This window comes from Pseudomonas sp. FG1 (genome assembly GCF_034313875.1).
Taxonomy (GTDB): Bacteria; Pseudomonadota; Gammaproteobacteria; order Pseudomonadales; family Pseudomonadaceae; genus Aquipseudomonas; species Aquipseudomonas veronii.
Genome location: NZ_JAVIWP010000001.1, coordinates 6,608,461 through 6,626,782 on the forward strand (window position 1 = coordinate 6,608,461; position 18,322 = coordinate 6,626,782).

Genomic DNA, 18,322 nt, shown 5'->3' on the forward strand with positions numbered 1-18,322 from the left:
GATGCAGAGTCTCTCCAACATTTTCTGGCTCGGCGTCAAAGATCTGCGCACCCTCTCGAAGGACCTGATGATGATCCTCTTCATCATCTATTCCTTCGGCCTCAGCATTTATATGCAGTCGACCGGAGCCGGCGAGACCGTCAACAATGCCTCCGTGGCGATCGTCGACGAGGACCACTCCAGCCTGTCGCGATCGATTGCCGGACTGTTCTATCCGCCGTACTTCCAGGCAGCCAAGATGATCAGCGCCGCCGACATCGATCGCGGCATGGACAACGGCCTTTACACCCTCGTCGTCGTGATTCCTCCGCACTTTGAAGCGGATGTGCGAAAGGGCCGCGATATCGAAGTCCAGGTCAACGCAGACGCCACTGCGGTCCAGCAGGCGTCCCTGGGGTCGGGCTATATCCAGAACATGGTGACCGACGAAGTCACGCGCTACCGACAGGAAGCGCAGCAAACCACCGGGCTGCCCTCCGATCTCGTCGTGCGCCGCGCCTTCAATGCCAACGGCACACAATCCTGGTTCCGCGCGATCGTCGGCCTTGCCGATCAGTTGTCGATGCTGATCATTATCCTGACCGGCGCGGCGCTCTTGCGCGAGCGCGAGCACGGCACGATCGAGCACTTGTTGGTGATGCCGTTGACGGCCTTCGAGATAGCGCTCGCCAAAGTGTGGTCGAGCGGGCTGGTGATCTTCATCGGTTTCATCTGTTCCCTGTTGTTCGTGGTCGAGGGCCTTCTCGACGTTCCGATTGCCGGCTCGCGCGGTGTGCTGCTGCTCGGCACCCTCATCTATATCTTCGCAACAGCGGCGATCGGCATCTTCCTCGGCACCCTCGCCCGCACCATGGCGCAATTTGCCCTGCTGATGATGATGGCCGTCATGCCGATGATGATGCTGTCGGGCGGCATGTCGCCCATCGAGAGCCAGCCGCAATGGGTCCAGTACGTGACGTGGTTTTTCCCGTCGCGGCACTATGTGAGCTTCATGCAGGCGATCGTGTATCGAGGCGCGGGCCTCGACATCGTGTGGAAAGAGTTCGTGACGGTCCTGGTGATGGGCGTGACATTTATCGCGATGAGTTTGCTGCTGTTCCGTCAGTCTGTTGCGACCTTGCGTTAAGGCTTTTTTGCGCCTGCCCGCGTCAGGCGTGGATGATTGTCCGACAAAAAACCTTGCCCGAGCGCGCACTTAGCGCATTTCGTTGAGATTCAACGGCAAATTCGCACTTATTTGACCCAACGGCCCATTAACGGTTGACACTCCGCCGCTGGGCTGTAGAATGCCGGCCACAGACGCGGGATGGAGCAGTCTGGTAGCTCGTCGGGCTCATAACCCGAAGGTCGTCGGTTCAAATCCGGCTCCCGCAACCAAACATCAAAAAAGGCTACTCGAAAGAGTGGCCTTTTTTGTATCTGGCAAAAAAGTTCTTCTGAAACAATGACATGGCATCTTTCATGAAACCCTAGACGTTTCGTGGAGTCCATTTCATCGCACCCTATGCTTGATCCTTCTACGACCAATGGCCGCAGTCGCCGCACCCGGTGATCCGCGTTAATATTTGTAATTATTTTGTCCATAGGGATTGGTAACTTGGCTGGATACCCCCATCCTGTCGCGCACAATCCACGAGGTGATTGATGCGCGCCAACTCGTCTGAACCACAAGACCCTGTCACAGCGACACAACCGATCACTCCCACCCGTTTGCGCTGGCTGGATCTGTTAAGCAAGTATCGGCAACCCATCGGGTTGGCCGTGACGCTGTTGCTGTTCGCAATCGCCCTGATCGCCTGCCGACACCTGCTGCTGGAACTGGATCTCTACGCCCTCCACGACTCGATCCTGGAAGTACCCAAACCGGCGTTGCTGGGCGCGTTCGTCGCCGCCATCGTCGGCTTCGTCATTCTATTGGGCTATGAGTTCTCCGGCGCACGCTACGCCGGGGTGAAACTGCCCCGCAAGACCCTCGCCCTCGGCGGCTTTACCGCCTTTGCCATCGGCAACGCCATTGGCCTGTCGATGCTCTCGGGCGGTTCGGTGCGTTACCGTTTATATGCGCGCCATGGCATCGGGGCTTCGGAAGTCGCCCGCATGACCGTGTTCGCCAGCCTCTCCCTGGGCTGCGCCCTGCCGCCGCTGGCGGCCTTGGCCACCTTGAGCAACTTGCCCGCCGCGTCCATTGCCCTGCATGTGTCGCAAGGCTTGCTGGGGGCGATTGCCGGCGTCGTGTTGCTGCTGTCGGCCGCGCTGTGCATCGGGATTTATCGCCGTCGCCTGCCGGAACAGCCCTACACGGACAACCTGCTGGTCAAGGTCGGCCGCCGCACCCTGCGCCTGCCCGGTCGACGCCTGACGTTCCTGCAACTGATCATCACCGCGCTGGACGTCGCCGCTGCCGCCACCGTCCTTTATATGCTGCTGCCGGAAGCGCCACCGTTCGGCCCGTTCCTGCTGGTGTACCTGCTGGCGCTGGCCGCTGGCGTACTCAGCCATGTGCCGGGTGGCGTCGGGGTGTTCGAGGCGATCCTGCTCGCGGCCTTTGCCGACAAGCTCGGTGCCGCGCCATTGGCCGCCGCCCTGCTGCTGTACCGCATGATCTATGTGGTGCTGCCGCTGCTGATCGCCTGTGTGTTCCTGCTGGTCAACGAGGCCCAGCGCCTGTTCCAGACCCAGCAGAGTCTGCGCGTGGCGTCGGGCTTCGCCGCGCCGGTGCTGGCCTTACTGGTTTTTTTGTCCGGCGTGGTCCTGCTGTTTTCCGGCGCCACGCCGGAGATCGACTCACGCCTGGAAAACATCGGCTTCCTGATTCCCCACCGCCTGATTGACGCCTCGCACTTTGGCGCGAGCCTGATCGGCGTGTTGTGTCTGTTGCTGGCCCAAGGCCTGCGTCGACGCTTGTCGGCGGCCTGGATGTTGACCATGGTGCTGCTGCTGACCGGCGCCCTGCTCTCGCTGCTCAAGGGCTTCGACTGGGAAGAAGCCAGCCTGATGACCATGACCGCCGTGCTGCTGGCGATCTTCCGCCGCTCCTTCTACCGCGCCAGCCGACTGACCGAATTGCCGTTCTCGCCGCTGTATCTGGTAGCCAGCGTGTGCGTGCTGGGGGCGTCGATCTGGCTGCTGCTGTTTGCCTATCAAGACGTCCCGTATAGCCACCAACTGTGGTGGCAGTTCACCCTCGACGCCAACGCCCCGCGCGGCCTGCGCTCGCTGTTGGGGGCTGCGGTGCTGCTGGTGATCGTGTCGCTGACCTGGCTGCTGCGTACCGCGCGCCCGGTGATCCACCTGCCGACAGCCGACGAACTGGAACGCGCCACCAAGATCCTGATGGCCTCATCCCAACCCGACGGCGGCCTGGCGCTGACCGGCGACAAGGCGCTGCTGTTCCACCCCAACGACGAAGCCTTCCTGATGTACGCCCGTCGGGGGCGCAGCCTGGTCGCCCTGTACGACCCGATCGGCCCGACCCAACCCCGCGCCGAGATGATCTGGCAGTTCCGCGACCTATGCGACATCCACCATGCGCGCCCGGTGTTCTACCAGGTACGCGCGGAAAACCTGCCGTACTACATGGACATCGGCCTGACCGCGATCAAGCTGGGCGAAGAAGCCCGCGTCGACCTGAAACGCTTTGACCTGGAAGCCAAGGGCAAAGAGATGAAGGATTTGCGCTACACCTGGAACCGTGGCACCCGGGATGGCTTGTCCCTGGAAATCCACGAACCGGGCACGGCGCCGATGGACGAACTCAAGGTTATTTCCGACGCCTGGCTGACCGGCAAGAACGTGCGGGAGAAGGGGTTTTCCCTGGGACGCTTCAGCGACGACTACCTCAAGCACTTTCGCATCGCGATCATTCGCTTCGAAGGGCACCCGGTGGCCTTCGCCAACCTGCTCGAGACCCACAGCCACGACCTGGCCAGCCTCGACCTGATGCGCGCCCACCCCGATGCGCCCAAGCTGACCATGGAATTCATGATGGTCGGCCTGATTCAACACTATAAGAGCCACGGTTATGCTCGCTTCAGCCTCGGCATGGTGCCATTGTCTGGCCTGCAACCGCGTCGTGGCGCGCCGCTGACCCAACGCCTGGGCTCGATGGTGTTCCGCCGTGGCGAGCAACTGTATAACTTCCAAGGTTTGCGCCGCTTCAAAGACAAGTTCCAGCCTGACTGGGAACCCCGTTACATGGCCGTGCCCGCAGGACTTGATCCGCTGGTGGCACTGGCCGATACCGCCGCCCTGATCGCAGGCGGCTTGACTGGATTGGTGAAACGCTGATGATTCGACGCTCCTGGCGGTATGTATTAGCCTTTGTGGTGCTGCTCGCCGTGGTCCTGGGTGGCGGCTATTGGTACTGGAACCGCCCCGCCCCACAGCCGACCCTGGAGCAACTGCCCCAGGCCGATGGTTCGGTGATGACCCGCGTCACCCCGGCCGGCACCCCCAAAGCCCGCGTGGCCGTGGCGGTGATGGCCGACGAGACCCTGACCGACAGCCAACTGATTGCCCTCAGCCAGGGCGGCAAGGCGCAGATCGTGCAGGTGATCCTGCCCAAGGATGACTGCACACTGCAGCAACAGGCACTGCAAGGCGCCCTGAGCCAGCTCAAGGGCCCTGCGACGCTGGTCAGCGGCATCGGCCCTGGCGCCGCCCTCGCCTGGCGCTGGCTGGCCACACAGAATGACGACAAGGCCAATGCCATCTCCGTCGGCTTCGCCCTGGTGCAGGAAGGCTGCAAAGACCCGCTGCCGAAAACCGCCGCCCACGGCAACTGGCTGGTGGCGTGGAACGACAACCCTGACGATGAAAGCGCCAGTTTCGTGCGCGACACCCCGCGTGCCACCACCAGCATCAGCGACTACGACATTCACTACCCACAAGTGCTGAATAACGAACTGCGCAAGCAACTGGTCGGTTCGGACAACGGCGGCCTGGCGATTCCGGTCGTGGAAGTCCCGGCTGGCCAGGCCAAGGACACCGTGACCCTGTTCCTCTCCGGTGACGGCGGCTGGCGTGACCTCGACCGCGACGTGGCCGGTGAAATGGCCAAGATCGGCTACCCGGTCGTGGGCATCGACACCCTGCGCTACTACTGGCAGCACAAGACCCCGGAACAAAGCGCCAAGGACCTCAGCGAGCTGATGCAGCACTATCGGCAGAAATGGGGCACCAAGCGCTTCGTACTGACCGGCTATTCGTTCGGCGCCGACGTGTTGCCGGCCATCTACAACCGCATGCCGGAAAGCGAGCAGCAGCGCGTCGACGCAATCATCCTGCTGGCGTTCGCACGCACCGGCAGCTTTGAAATCGAAGTGGAAGGTTGGCTGGGCAACGCCGGCAAAGAAGCCGCGACCGGCCCGGAAATGGCCAAGCTGCCAGCGGCCAAGGTGGTGTGCATCTACGGTGCCGAAGAGGTCGACGAGAGCGGCTGCACTGACAAGACCGCCGTCGGCGAAGCGATCGAGCTGCCGGGCGGGCACCACTTCGATGAGAACTACCCGGCGCTGGCCAAGCGTTTGGTGGATATCATCGTCAAGCACCAGGCCAAGGCCGAGTAATTCCGCGCTGTACGCAAAACCTAATGTGGGAGGGGGCTTGCCCCCGATAGCGATAGGTCAGTCATACCGCTATCGGGGGCAAGCCCCCTCCCACATTGGGGTTGGAACTAGCGCGGCTCGATATGCGCAATCATCAACTGCACGGTTTCCTGCCCACGGAACTCGTTCACATCCAGCTTGTAGGCCAACTCCACCCAACGCACGGTCGGGTTCGGCCAGACTCCACGGTCAACCCCAAACGCAATGCCATCGAGCTTCACGGAGCCGCATTCGCTCTTGAGCACCACTTTCAGGTGCCGCTCCCCCACCACACGCTGCTCGACCAACTGAAACACCCCGTGAAACAACGGCTCGGGGAAGTGCTGCCCCCAGGGGCCGGCATGCCGCAGCGCGCGCGCCAGCTCCAGGTGAAACTCTTCCACCGCCAGGGTGCCGTCGGACAACAGCCGGCCGGTCAAGTCTTCTTCGCGCAGTTGCCGACGCACTTCGGCATCGAAGGCCTGGGCAAACAACGGGAAATTCGCCTCGGGCAACGTCAGGCCGGCCGCCATGGCGTGACCGCCGTATTTGCTGATCAGGTTGGGATGCTGGCTCGCCACCACCGCCAGCGCATCGCGGATGTGAAAGCCCTGCACAGAGCGGCCCGAGCCCTTGAGCAAGCCATCACCGGCGTCGGCAAAGGCGATGGTCGGGCGGAAATAGCGCTCTTTCATGCGCGACGCCAGGATCCCGATCACACCTTGGTGCCACTCCGGGTCGAACAGGCACAAGCCATATGGCATCGACTCCAGCGGCAAGTCCTTGAGCTGGGCCAGCGCCTCGCGCTGCATGCCTTGTTCGATGGATTTGCGGTCCTGGTTCATGCCGTCCAGTTGCGCGGCCATTTCCCGTGCAGCGGCGAAATCCGTGGTGAGCAGGCATTCGATGCCCAGGCTCATATCGTCCAGGCGCCCGGCGGCATTGAGCCGTGGCCCGAGGATAAACCCGAGGTCGGTGGACGTGAGGCGAGCGTGGTCACGCTTGGCCACTTCGAGGATCGCCTTGATCCCCGGCCGCGCGCGACCAGCACGGATACGCTCCAGGCCCTGGTGGACCAGGATGCGGTTATTGGCGTCCAGCGGCACCACGTCGGCAACGCTGCCCAGGGCGACCAGGTCAAGCAACTCGCCAATGTTCGGCTGCTGCGTGTTCTCGTACCAGCCCAGGCTGCGCAAACGGGCACGCAGGGCCATCAAGACATAAAAGATCACCCCGACCCCGGCCAACGCCTTGCTGGGAAACTCACAGCCGGGCTGGTTCGGGTTGACGATGGCATCCGCCGCCGGCAACTCATCCCCCGGCAAGTGGTGGTCGGTGACCAGCACCTTGAGCCCCGCCGCTTTCGCTGCCGCCACGCCTTCGACGCTGGAGATGCCGTTATCCACGGTGATCAGCAACTGCGGCTCGCGCTGCAGGGCCACGGCGACGATTTCTGGCGTCAGGCCGTAGCCGTATTCGAAACGGTTGGGCACCAGGTAATCAACATGGGCCGCACCGAGCAAGCGCAGGCCCAGGGTGCCCACCGTACTGGCAGTGGCGCCATCGGCGTCGAAGTCGCCGACGATCAGGATGCGCTGGCGTTGCTCCAAGGCCGTCACCAGCAGGTCTACCGCGGCGTCGATGCCCTTGAGCTGCTGATAAGGGATCAACCGCGCCAGGCTCTTGTCCAGCTCAGCCTCCGAGCGCACCCCGCGCGCGGCGTAGAGGCGGGTCAACAGCGGTGGCAAGTCACCGAGAAACGGCAGGACAGCAGGCAACGGGCGGGGATCGATACGCATGGGACGCTGGGAAATTCTCTGTAGGGGAAATATTAGCGGCAAGCTACAAGCGCTAGCTCAACCGCGCTCGCCGATCAGCCATTGCAGTTGCACTTCATGCTGGCCACGATCATCGGTGACGAAGATCGTGCCTTCACTGATCATCACGTCCCACTTGATCACGCGGGGCATGTCCTTGGCCAGGGTCTCGAGGACTTCCTGCGGCACGGCGGCGATGTGGACGTTCTTCAGGGTTTTCGCCACCGGAATCACCTTGCCTTCCCACACGCGCAGGCTGCCGTAAGCCAGCAGACTGGTACGCTCGGCGCGACGCGAGCACCAGGTCAGGCGGTCGGCATCGGGCTGGCCGACTTCGATCCAGTGCAAAACCCGATCATCCAGACTTTTTTCCCACAGGGCTGGCTCGTCTACATCTGACAGTCCACGGCCAAACGACAGCTGCTCGCTGTACCAAAGGGCGTAGGCCAGCAGACGCACGGTCATGCGCTCTTCGGTTTCCGAAGGGTGGCGGGCAATGGTCTGTTTGACGCTCTCGTACACCGAGCGATCGAGGTCGGTGAGGTTGAGTTCGAACTTGTAGGTCGTGGACGGCTGGGCCATGAACGGGCTTCTAGAGACAGGGAAAGGCGGGCAGTCTAACCGATGGTAGGGCTATTCAACGAATCCTGCGCTGCATCATCCTTATCCCTGCGCGACTCGCCTATGTTAAAAGGCATTACACCACTGTGCTGCGTATGAAAGGTTCCTCATGTCGTTTAACGCCAAACCGCTTGCCGGCCTGAAAGTCATCGAACTCGGCACCCTGATCGCCGGCCCGTTCGCTTCACGCATCTGCGCCGAATTCGGCGCCGAAGTGATCAAGGTTGAATCCCCGGACGGCGGCGACCCGCTGCGCAAATGGCGCAAGCTGTACGAAGGCACCTCGCTGTGGTGGTTCGTACAGGCACGCAACAAAAAATCACTGACGCTGAACCTCAAGCACCCCGACGGTCTGGCCATCCTCAAGCAGTTGCTGACGGACGCCGACATCCTGATCGAAAACTTCCGCCCCGGCGTCCTGGAAAAGCTCGGCCTGAGCTGGGACACCCTGCACGCGCTGAACCCCAAGCTGGTGATGGTGCGCCTCTCGGGCTTTGGCCAGACCGGCCCGATGAAAGACCAGCCGGGGTTTGGCGCGGTCGGCGAATCGATGGGCGGGCTGCGTTACATCACCGGCTTTGAAGACCGCCCGCCGGTACGCACCGGGATTTCCATCGGCGACTCCATTGCCGCCCTGTGGGCGGTGATCGGCGCGCTGATGGCGTTGCGTCACCGCGAGGTCAACGGCGGGCTGGGCCAGGTGGTGGATGTGGCACTGTATGAGGCCATCTTCGCCATGATGGAAAGCATGATCCCGGAGTTCGATGTGTTCGGGTTCATCCGCGAACGCACCGGCAACATCATGCCCGGCATCACACCGTCCTCGATCCACACCAGCGCGGACGGCAAGCATGTGCAGATCGGCGCCAACGGCGATGCGATCTTCAAGCGCTTCATGTCCGCCATCGGCCGTGAGGATCTGGCCAACGACCCGCAATTGGCCAGTAATGACGGGCGTGACGAGCGCCGCGACGAGCTGTATGGCGTGATTGATCGCTGGGTCAATTCGCTGCCGCTGGAACAGGTGGTCGAGCAGCTCAACAAGGCCGAGGTGCCGGCCAGCCGCATCTATAGCGCCGAAGACATGCTCGGGGACCCGCAATTCCTGGCGCGGGAAATGTTCCTCAAGGCGCAACTGCCCGACGGCAAGGACTTCAAGATGCCAGGCATCGTGCCCAAGCTCTCCGACACCCCTGGCAGTTGCGAGTGGGTGGGGCCGCAACTGGGCGAACACAACAGCGTGGTACTCGGTGAGCTGGGCTATGACGCGGCGGCCATCATCCGCTTGCGTGAGCAAGGGGCGATCTGATGGCGCGTTCAAGATAATGACTCGCCGCTGGCTATTGCACCTGTGCGCGCCCTTGTTGGGGCTATTGCCGCTACCGACCCAGGCGGCGCAGACCTTGATCTGGCTGGTTCGCGACCTGCCGCCGCTGACGATCTTCGAAGGCCCGCAAAAAGGCCAGGGCGCCATCGACGAATTGTTGCCGATGCTGATGGCGCACCTGCCGGAGTATCAGCACCAGGTCCAGCACGTCAACCGTGCGCGGGGCATGCAGATGCTCCAGGCGCCCTCCCTCACCTGCGACCCTACCCTGCTGTGGACGCCGGAGCGGACCCAATGGATTGTGTATTCCGACCAGGCGTTTCCCGTGGTGAGCAATGGCGTGGTCGTCCGCCAGCAAAACCGTGAAGTCCTGGCGCCCTTTATCGTGCAAGGCAAGGTCGACCTGGACGCGATGCTACGGGACAAGAGCACACGCCTGGGCATCATCGCCGAGCGCAGCTACGGGCCATTCATCGACGGTATGTTGCAGCAAGGCGACACGCACAATCGGGTGATGCACTACGGCACCGACGCCTTGGGCAGCCTGCTGCAAATGCAGCGCCTGGGACGCCTGGAAGGCGTACTGGGTTACTGGACCGAAATTCGCTATCACGCATTGCGGCAAGGTATCGATCCCGAAGGGCTGGCGTTCTATCCGATTGCCGGCACCGCGCCCTATCAGCACATCCATATCGGTTGTTCGGATACGCCCGAGGGGCGCGAGGTCATGGCGCGTATCAACCAGTTGCTGGGCGACCTGCCGCAGGCGCAGTTGCTGCGTTCCTACGCGTCATGGCTCGACCCGGCCCTGCGCGAGCAATACCTGCTGGACCATTCGCGATTCTATGAAGAAGTGCCCACCCCGTGATAAATCGCGAGCAAAAAGAAACCCCGAAGAGTGGGGAGACACTTCGGGGTTAAACGTGGCCTACAAAGACCAGTACAGCAAGTCACAAACACCGGAGCACAATGTCTGCTCTTGCTGTTACTAAATCTGACCGGCCACGCCGTAGGAAGTTTCCGCGGATAAACAATTCTTCATGCGAGGGCGCTGCTGCGGGTCTGGGCCGCATTGCGCAAGGCAGCGATGACCGAGGGCTCCAGGCGCCCTTCGGCGATTTTCAGATCGCGCAGCAAGCAATCCACGACATCCACCAGGACGCGCTTGTCGGTCAGTTGCGCCCGGTCGACTTCACGCTCGACCACGATGGCACCAGCAGGGTTCTTTACGGTTACCAGGCACTCGCCCTGCACACCAGCGGTGGTCAGCGTAACTTGATAAGGGCTCAGCGCTTCTTCGAGCAATAGGCTGATACTTTCCATTTCGATCACCACTCAATAGTTCGGGAACAATCGTTTCAATGGGGGTTGCCTCTCTCCTAAGTGACTGTTTGTAACGTAGGAAAGTTCGCTTTTTCGTGTTTATGGAGCCGTCAGGGAGTGACTTGATCCAGCATGCGCTTGCAACATGACAACGAAAAAACGGCCGCACATAACTGCTTACGCAATGGGCGGCCGTTTCGGGGTTCGCCCTGCAGCGCGGCGGAGGGTGAACCCTATATTCGGTAAGCGCTGATCACGCTGTCACGCAGCTAGAAGTGCATGTCAAAGGCCCTTATTGCTAAGGATGAACATGATGGTGGAACACAACGAACAACAAGCGTCGATGGAGAAGATGCATGCTGACGTATCTCGCATCTATGCCGAGATTTCACGCATGCATGCCGAGCGAGGCAAGCTCAACGCGGAGTCCTTGAAGATAACCTGTGAGACTTTCTGGTACCCCGTGGGTATCGCCACGGGTTTCTACGCCGCTGTCGGCACCGTGATTGTCGTGGCGCAGAAACTACTCTCATAACGCTCAGCAACCCGGGCCTGCCTGAAACGAAAAACGCCGCTGACCCACGGAAGGGAAAGCGGCGTTTTTGTCTGCGCCAGGGCGCCGGCCGTTTGCCTTACAGCGGCTTACCGCGATTGCCATGCTGGCTGACAAACGCCTGCATCGCTTTCAAGTCATTCGGCAGCACGGTGCAACGCTCTTCACGCTCGAACAGGTCGGACAGATGCTCCGGCAACTCCAGCGCCTTGCCAACGCCGGCCTTCTCCACCGCTTCCGGGAATTTGACCGGGTGCGCGGTGCCGAGGATCACCATCGGGATATCCAGGCTGCGACGGCATTCGCGCGCAGCCCTCACGCCGATCGCGGTGTGCGGGTCGAGCAGTTCGCCGGTCTGGGCATAGACTTCCGCGATGGTTTCGCAGGTCTGTGCATCGTCCACGGCCAGGGAGTCGAACAGCTTGCGGGTTTCGGTCCAGCGCTCTTCATCGACACTGAAACCGCCACCGCTTTTGAAGGTGTCCATCAAGCCGGCAATCGCCGCACCGTTGCGGCCGTGCATGTCGAACAGCAGGCGTTCGAAGTTCGACGACACCATGATGTCCATCGACGGCGACAAGGTGGCATGCAGGGTTTCCTTGACGTACTGGTTGCCGCTCATGAAGCGGTGCAGGATGTCGTTGCGGTTGGTGGCGACGATCAACTGGTTGATCGGCAGGCCCATGTTGCGCGCCAGGTAGCCGGCGAAGATGTCGCCGAAGTTGCCGGTCGGCACCGAGAACGACACCGAACGCGCCGGCCCGCCCAGCTGCAGCGCGGCGTGGAAGTAGTAGACGATCTGGGCCATGATCCGCGCCCAGTTGATCGAGTTCACCGCAACCAGGCGCGTGCCCTTGAGGAAGCTCTGGTCAGCGAAGCTGTTCTTGACCATTTCCTGGCAGTCGTCGAAGTTGCCTTCGATGGCGATGTTGTGGATGTTCTCACCGAAGATGGTGGTCATCTGCCGACGCTGTACTTCCGACACGCGCTTGTGCGGGTGCAGGATGAAGATGTCGACGTTTTCGCAGTGCTTGCAGCCTTCGATGGCCGCCGAGCCGGTATCACCGGAAGTGGCGCCGATGATCACCACGCGCTCGCCGCGCTTCTCCAGCACGTAATCGAGCAGGCGCCCCAGCAGTTGCAGAGCGAAGTCCTTGAACGCCAGGGTCGGGCCATGGAACAGCTCCAGGACCCACTCATTGCCATTCAGCTGGCGCAGAGGCGCGATGGCGTTGTGGGAAAACACGCCGTAGGTCTCTTCCAGGATCTTTTTGAAATCCGCATCCGGAATGCTGCCGGTGACGAACGGGCGCATCACCCGGAACGCCAGTTCGTGATACGGCAGGCCGGCCCAGGAAGCGATTTCTTCCTGGGTGAAGCGTGGCAGGTTTTCCGGCACGTACAGGCCGCCGTCGGTGGCAAGACCTGCCAACAAAACGTCTTCGAAATTCAGGGCCGGTGCCTGGCCGCGGGTGCTGATGTAACGCATGACTGGCTCCTCTAAAACATTCTCGAACAGGGGCCGCCGATCACACGGGGCCCCTGGAACAAATCGGTTAGTTCAGGTGTTCGACGCGAATCCGTACCACCGGGCCCACTACGCCTTGCAAGGCTTCCAGGGCTTTGATGGCATCGTTGATGTGCTGCTCGAGCACGCGGTGAGTCAGCAGGATCATCGGCACCTGGCCGTTCTGCTCCTCGACTTCCTTCTGCATGATCGACTCGATGTTGATGCCACGTTCCGACAGGATGCTGGCAACCTGGGCCAATACGCCCGGATGATCCTTGGCCTGGATGCGCAGGTAGTAGGCGCTTTCGCACGCCTCGATCGGCAGGATCGGGTGGGCCGACAACGAATCCGGCTGGAAGGCCAGGTGCGGCACGCGGTTTTCCGGGTCGCTGGTCATGGCGCGAACCACGTCCACCAGGTCGGCGATCACCGACGAAGCGGTCGGCTCCATACCGGCGCCGGCACCGTAGAACAGGGTCGAACCGGCGGCGTCACCGTTGACCATCACGGCGTTCATCACGCCATTGACGTTGGCGATCAGGCGGTCGGCCGGGATCAGCGTCGGGTGTACACGCAACTCGATACCGGCCGCGGTGCAGCGCGCCACGCCCAGGTGCTTGATGCGATAGCCCAGGGCTTCGGCGTAATTCACGTCGGCAGTGGTCAGCTGGGTGATGCCTTCGGTGTAGGCCTTGTCGAACTGCAGCGGGATGCCAAAGGCAATGGACGCAAGGATGGTCAGTTTGTGCGCCGCGTCGATGCCTTCAACGTCGAAGGTCGGGTCGGCTTCGGCGTAACCCAGGGCCTGGGCTTCGGCCAGCACGTCTTCGAAGGTGCGGCCCTTCTCGCGCATTTCGGTGAGGATGAAGTTACCGGTGCCATTGATGATGCCGGCCACCCAGTTGATGCGGTTGGCGGACAGGCCTTCACGGATCGCCTTGATCACCGGGATACCACCGGCCACCGCGGCTTCGAACGCGACGATCACGCCCTTCTCACGCGCCTTGGCGAAGATCTCGTTGCCGTGGACGGCGATCAGCGCCTTGTTGGCGGTGACCACGTGCTTGCCGTTTTCGATCGCCTTGAGCACCAGCTCGCGGGCAATGGTATAGCCGCCCACCAGCTCGATGACGATATCGATTTCTGGGTTGGTCGCCACGGCGAAGACATCGTTGGTAATCGCAATACCGGTCGTTTCGAACTGAGGCTTTGGCGAACGCGTGGCAATTTGCGCCACTTCAATCCCGCGCCCTGCACGGCGGGAAATTTCTTCAGCATTACGCTGAAGTACGTTGAAGGTGCCGCCACCGACGGTCCCTAACCCACAGATGCCTACTTTGACCGGTTTCACTGAAGAACTCCCCATGAAACGGCCGACGCGAGGTCGGCCGTGGAAAACAGCCGCACAACCGCGGCTTTCAATTAATGGCCCATCGACTTATCGAAGGGCCATGATCGTCAAAGGTTCGACGATGCTGGTTTATTTGGCACTCAGCGCCAGTTTGGCAACTTGCGGTGCCGGCTGATAGCCCGGAATCACCTGGCCGTCAGCCAAAACGATGGCCGGTGTACCGTTCACACCAATGGACTGGCCCAGGGCGAACTGCTTGGAAACCGGATTGGCGCACTTGGCCGCTTTGATTTCCTTGCCGTCGACCATCTTGTCCATCGCCGCTTTCTTGTCGGCTGAGCACCAGACCGCCTGCAACTGCTCGTCGCCCGGCGAACCGAGGCCCTGGCGCGGGAACGCGACATAGCGCACTTCCACACCGAGCTTGTTCAGCGCCGGCACTTCGGCGTGCAGCTTGTGGCAATACGGGCAGGTGGTGTCGGTGAACACGGTGATGTGCGTCTTGGTCTCGCCGATGGCCGGGTAGACCACGGTTTCTGCAACCGGAATGCCGTTGATCAGCTTGGACACGCCCAGGCGCTCGGCTTTCTCGGTCAGGTTGACCGGCTTACCGTCCTTCAACTGGAACAGGTAGCCCTGGACAATGTACTGGCCGTCGGCACTGGCATACAACACGCGGCTGCCCTTGAGCTTGACTTCGTACAGGCCGGCCATCGGGCTGGCACTGATGCTTTCGATCGGTGTGTCGAGTTGCAGGTTGGCCAGGCTCTTGCGAATAGTCTGCTCGGCAGCGTCATCGGCGACGGCAAAGGTGGAAACCAACGCAATGGCTGCGGCGGCAATAATCTGGGTCAAGCGCATGGGAACTCCTGAAGGCAGATGCAGGGACGGGCGTGTCGAACACCGATCTGGAAACACGGCACTGTAATCACAAGTCACGCCGTCCCCTTTGCTAACCGGCAAAGCCTACCACAGTTGGGCCGCAGGGCAGCCCGTGGCGGGATAATTTGGCGGTTTTCAGCCACGCGGATGGTGCTTGGCGTGCATATCCTGCAAGCGCGCCCGTGCCACATGGGTGTAGATCTGGGTTGTGGATAAGTCGCTGTGGCCAAGGAGCATTTGCACCACGCGCAAATCCGCGCCGTGGTTGAGCAAATGCGTGGCAAATGCATGGCGCAGAGTATGCGGCGACAGGCTCTTGCCGATCCCCGCCACCTTGGCCTGGTGCTTGATGCGATGCCAGAAAGTCTGGCGGGTCATCTGCTCACCGCGCTGGCTGGGGAACAGCACATCGCTGGGGCGCCCACCGAGCAGTTCGCCGCGCGCATCGCGCATGTAGCGCTCGACCCACACAATCGCTTCTTCGCCCATCGGTACCAGCCGCTCCTTGCTGCCCTTGCCCATCACCCGCAGCACGCCCTGGCGCAGGTTGACTTGCTCGAGGGTCAGGCTGATCAGCTCGGTCACCCGCAGGCCGCAGGCGTACAGCACTTCGAGCATGGCACGGTCGCGCTGGCCGATGGCTTCGCTCAAGTCCGGGGCGGCGAGCAAGGCGTCGACATCGGCTTCCGACAAGGACTTGGGCAATGGCCGACCCAATTGCGGCATGTCGACCTGTAACGTCGGGTCGAGGGCAATGAGCTTTTCCCGCAGCAGGTAGCGATAAAAGCCACGCACACCGGAAAGGAAGCGCGCTGTGGAGCGCGGCTTGTAGTTCTGCTCCAGGCGCCAGGCCAGGTGATCGAGGATCAACTCACGGCCGGCATTGATCAGCTCGAGGTTTTTTCCTGCAGCCAGCCGTTGAACAGCGCCAGATCGCTGCGGTAGGCCTGGCGGGTGTTGTCCGACAGGCCTTTTTCCAGCCAGAGGGCGTCGAGGAAGCGGTCAATCAGAGGGTGGTCGATGGCGGGCATGGGGGCTCAGGCAGATGACGGAGGTGTCTGGTAGATCCTATCGCAGGCAAGTCGGCTCCCACATTGGATTTGTGTCGTGCATCGATTTTATGACCACTAATGATCAAGTGTGCAAGCTGGCCCGCCTGCGATAGGCGCGCCGCCGACCCGGCCCCGTCAATAAATCCCAGGCACAAAAAAAGCAGCCCGCAGGCTGCTTTTTTTCTGCATCGGAAAGCTGGACTTAAGCCAGTTTTTCCTTGATGCGAGCTGCTTTACCGGACAGGTCACGCAGGTAGTACAGCTTGGCTTTACGCACGTCACCGCGACGCTTAACAGCCATGCTGTCGATTTGCGGGCTGTAGGTCTGGAAAGTACGCTCTACGCCAACACCGTTGGAGATTTTACGAACAGTGAAAGCACTGTTCACACCACGGTTACGCTTGGCGATTACCACGCCTTCGAACGCTTGCAGACGCGAACGGTCGCCTTCCTTCACTTTCACCTGAACGACAATGGTGTCGCCCGGGGCAAAGGTAGGGATCTCTTTGGTCATCTGCTCTGCTTCGAGTGCAAGGATGATTTTGTTAGTCATGCTGTGCTCCTAAGGTAAGTCAATGGACCTACCATCGATACGTTGTTAACTATCGTCCCGCGCGAGGATGTATTCCTCGAGCAGCTTCTTCTCTTCTCCAGAAAGCGAGCGGCTTTCCAGAAGATCGGCGCGTCGTTCATAGGTCCGACCAAGGGACTGCTGTAAACGCCAACGCCGGATGTGTGCGTGATTGCCACTTAGCAATACGTCGGGAACACGCTGATCCGCATACACCTCCGGTCGGGTGTAGTGCGGGCAATCCAGCAAACCATCCGTGAAGGAATCTTCCTCCGCGGAGTCCGCATGCCCTAAAGCTCCAGGCAGCAGTCGTGTAACCGCATCTATCAGGACCATCGCCGGCAGCTCACCGCCAGACAGGACATAGTCCCCAATCGACCACTCTTCATCGACATGAGCTTCAATGAAACGCTCGTCAATGCCTTCATAGCGACCGGCAATCAGGATCAGTGCTTCCTCATTCGCCAGTTCGCGTACCGCCGCCTGTTTCAGCTGACGGCCTTGAGGGGACAGGTAAATTACCTTCGCCTTCTCCCCGGCGGCAGCCTTGGCCTGAGCCAACGCGTCTTCCAGGGGCTTGATCTTCATCACCATGCCCGGGCCACCGCCAAATGGGCGATCGTCCACAGTGTGATGTCGATCCGTCGTGTAGTCTCGCGGGTTCCAACAGGTGAGCTGCAAGAGCCCCTGTTTCACCGCCCGACTGGTGATGCCGTACTCGCTGATGGCGGAGAACATCTCGGGAAACAAACTGATCACTTCAATGCGCAAATTAGCCACGCTTAGAAGTCCGCGTCCCATTCCACCTTCATCTCGCCCGCGGCCAGGTCGACGGCCAACACGCATTGCTCGGTATAGGGCAACAGGCGTTCGCGATCATCCAGGCTGCCAGCGCAAGGCTTGACCACCATTACATCATTGGCGCCGGTTTCCAGAAGATGATCGATTTTCCCGAGCAATTGCCCGAGTTGATCAATAACCTTCAGACCTTCCAGCTGGTACCAGTAGTACTCGCCGTCGGTCAATTCAGGGAACAGGTTGCGCGGCACGCAGATCTCATAACCGGCCAGAAGACGAGCTTCTTCACGATCATCAAGACCCTTGAGCTTTGCGACCAGGAACTTATCGTTCCCGCGTCCACTGACCAGCTCGACCTGTTTCACATTCCCCTCGCGCTTGAGCGTCCAGGTTTTGTACTGCAACAGGTTTTCAGTCGGATCAGTAAAGGAATACACCTTCACTTCGCCGCGAACGCCATGAACAGAGTAAATCTTGCCGATAACGATCAAATCATCAGCAACAGCTGGCGTCGCGTTCATATTGCTCAGGCTGCGGCCTTAGCCGAGTCCTTCAACAACTTGGCAACACGCTCGGAAGGCTGTGCACCAACGCTCAGCCAGTAGGCTACGCGCTCTTGGTTCACGGACAGACGAACTTCTTGACCACGAGCAACAGGGTTGAAGAAACCAACCTGTTCCTTGTGCGAACCGTCACGCGGGTTGCGGCTGTCGGTTACGGTCAAGTGGTAAAACGGGCGCTTTTTGGAGCCGCCAAGGGCAAGACGGATTGTTAGCATGTGAACATCGTTCCTGTAGTCGGTGCTGCAAATCTAAATGCACAGCGGGCATAGGTGCCCGAAAGGCCGCATATTCTAAGGAATATCCGGACTTTTGCAAATGTCTTTTTCTGGCGCCTATCAGCGTGCCATTCAGATCTGCTATAGAGCCGTC

General features: G+C 60.9%; 16 protein-coding genes, 1 tRNA gene and 1 pseudogene. 7 read left to right on the top strand and 11 right to left on the bottom strand.

The features are described 5' to 3' along the window. Nucleotide 1 precedes the first annotated feature (1 nt). From RGV59_RS30450 to RGV59_RS30465, 4 genes are all read left to right on the top strand, one after another. The gene (locus RGV59_RS30450; protein ID WP_017846123.1) at nt 2-1,126 is read left to right on the top strand and encodes an ABC transporter permease; all 1,125 of its coding nucleotides are present in this window, start codon (nt 2-4) and stop codon (nt 1,124-1,126) included. Between the two features lie 174 nt (nt 1,127-1,300). Next, a tRNA-Met gene (locus RGV59_RS30455) sits at nt 1,301-1,377 on the top strand. 267 nt (nt 1,378-1,644) lie between these two features. Then, nucleotides 1,645-4,287 carry a bifunctional lysylphosphatidylglycerol flippase/synthetase MprF gene (gene mprF, locus RGV59_RS30460; RefSeq protein WP_126585447.1) on the top strand — a complete coding sequence of 881 codons (2,643 nt, stop codon included), beginning with the start codon at nt 1,645-1,647 and terminating at the stop codon, nt 4,285-4,287. Further along, entirely contained in the window at nt 4,287-5,567 is a 1,281-nt protein-coding gene (locus RGV59_RS30465; protein WP_102617314.1) for a virulence factor family protein, read from the top strand. The genes mprF and RGV59_RS30465 overlap by 1 nt, the downstream gene beginning before the upstream one ends. A 107-nt stretch (nt 5,568-5,674) precedes the next feature. Here RGV59_RS30465 and recJ read toward each other — a convergent pair whose 3' ends face one another. After that, nucleotides 5,675-7,384 carry a single-stranded-DNA-specific exonuclease RecJ gene (gene recJ / locus RGV59_RS30470; protein ID WP_126585448.1) on the bottom strand — a complete coding sequence of 570 codons (1,710 nt, stop codon included), beginning with the start codon at nt 7,382-7,384 and terminating at the stop codon, nt 5,675-5,677. A gap of 57 nt (nt 7,385-7,441) precedes the next feature. Further along, complete coding sequence (locus tag RGV59_RS30475; protein ID WP_017846127.1) at nt 7,442-7,984, bottom strand: YaeQ family protein; 543 nt, start codon at nt 7,982-7,984, stop codon at nt 7,442-7,444. A 148-nt stretch (nt 7,985-8,132) separates the two neighbouring features. On the opposite strand from RGV59_RS30475, the gene RGV59_RS30480 reads away from it, so the two are divergent. Together RGV59_RS30480 and RGV59_RS30485 are read left to right on the top strand one after the other, a co-directional pair. Beyond that, nucleotides 8,133-9,332: a CaiB/BaiF CoA transferase family protein gene (locus RGV59_RS30480; RefSeq protein ID WP_017846128.1), complete on the top strand. Its 1,200-nt coding sequence runs from the start codon at nt 8,133-8,135 to the stop codon at nt 9,330-9,332. Between the two features lie 16 nt (nt 9,333-9,348). Then, complete coding sequence (locus tag RGV59_RS30485) at nt 9,349-10,218, top strand: TIGR02285 family protein (protein WP_126585449.1); 870 nt, start codon at nt 9,349-9,351, stop codon at nt 10,216-10,218. A gap of 170 nt (nt 10,219-10,388) precedes the next feature. Here RGV59_RS30485 and RGV59_RS30490 read toward each other — a convergent pair whose 3' ends face one another. Continuing rightward, nucleotides 10,389-10,673, bottom strand: coding sequence for a DUF3509 domain-containing protein (locus RGV59_RS30490; protein WP_017846130.1), 285 nt, complete (start codon nt 10,671-10,673; stop codon nt 10,389-10,391). A gap of 313 nt (nt 10,674-10,986) precedes the next feature. Between RGV59_RS30490 and RGV59_RS30495 the strand changes: the two genes are divergently transcribed. Next, nucleotides 10,987-11,208, top strand: a complete 222-nt coding sequence (locus tag RGV59_RS30495) for a hypothetical protein (RefSeq protein WP_017846131.1) — start codon at nt 10,987-10,989, stop codon at nt 11,206-11,208. A 97-nt stretch (nt 11,209-11,305) separates the two neighbouring features. Here RGV59_RS30495 and thrC read toward each other — a convergent pair whose 3' ends face one another. The 8 genes and pseudogenes from thrC to rpsP form a co-directional block, all read right to left on the bottom strand. After that, nucleotides 11,306-12,715 (bottom strand): threonine synthase, encoded by a 1,410-nt coding sequence (thrC, locus tag RGV59_RS30500; protein ID WP_046382201.1) that lies wholly within the window; start codon nt 12,713-12,715, stop codon nt 11,306-11,308. 67 nt (nt 12,716-12,782) lie between these two features. Then, the gene (locus RGV59_RS30505) at nt 12,783-14,087 is read right to left on the bottom strand and encodes a homoserine dehydrogenase (RefSeq protein WP_017846133.1); all 1,305 of its coding nucleotides are present in this window, start codon (nt 14,085-14,087) and stop codon (nt 12,783-12,785) included. A gap of 129 nt (nt 14,088-14,216) precedes the next feature. Then, a complete protein-coding gene (locus RGV59_RS30510; RefSeq protein ID WP_003175893.1) occupies nt 14,217-14,948 on the bottom strand; it encodes a thioredoxin fold domain-containing protein in 732 nt (243 codons plus the stop codon). A 156-nt stretch (nt 14,949-15,104) separates the two neighbouring features. Next, nucleotides 15,105-16,000 (bottom strand): annotated as a pseudogene (xerD, locus tag RGV59_RS30515) (site-specific tyrosine recombinase XerD). A 223-nt stretch (nt 16,001-16,223) separates the two neighbouring features. After that, nucleotides 16,224-16,574, bottom strand: a complete 351-nt coding sequence (gene rplS, locus RGV59_RS30520; protein WP_003175895.1) for a 50S ribosomal protein L19 — start codon at nt 16,572-16,574, stop codon at nt 16,224-16,226. 45 nt (nt 16,575-16,619) lie between these two features. Then, a complete protein-coding gene (gene trmD, locus RGV59_RS30525) occupies nt 16,620-17,393 on the bottom strand; it encodes a tRNA (guanosine(37)-N1)-methyltransferase TrmD (protein ID WP_169864091.1) in 774 nt (257 codons plus the stop codon). After that, nucleotides 17,375-17,911, bottom strand: coding sequence for a ribosome maturation factor RimM (gene rimM, locus RGV59_RS30530; RefSeq protein ID WP_008014731.1), 537 nt, complete (start codon nt 17,909-17,911; stop codon nt 17,375-17,377). Before rimM ends, trmD begins: the two co-directional genes overlap by 19 nt. Before the next feature lie 5 nt (nt 17,912-17,916). Then, entirely contained in the window at nt 17,917-18,168 is a 252-nt protein-coding gene (gene rpsP, locus RGV59_RS30535; protein ID WP_003175899.1) for a 30S ribosomal protein S16, read from the bottom strand. Nucleotides 18,169-18,322 lie beyond the last annotated feature (154 nt).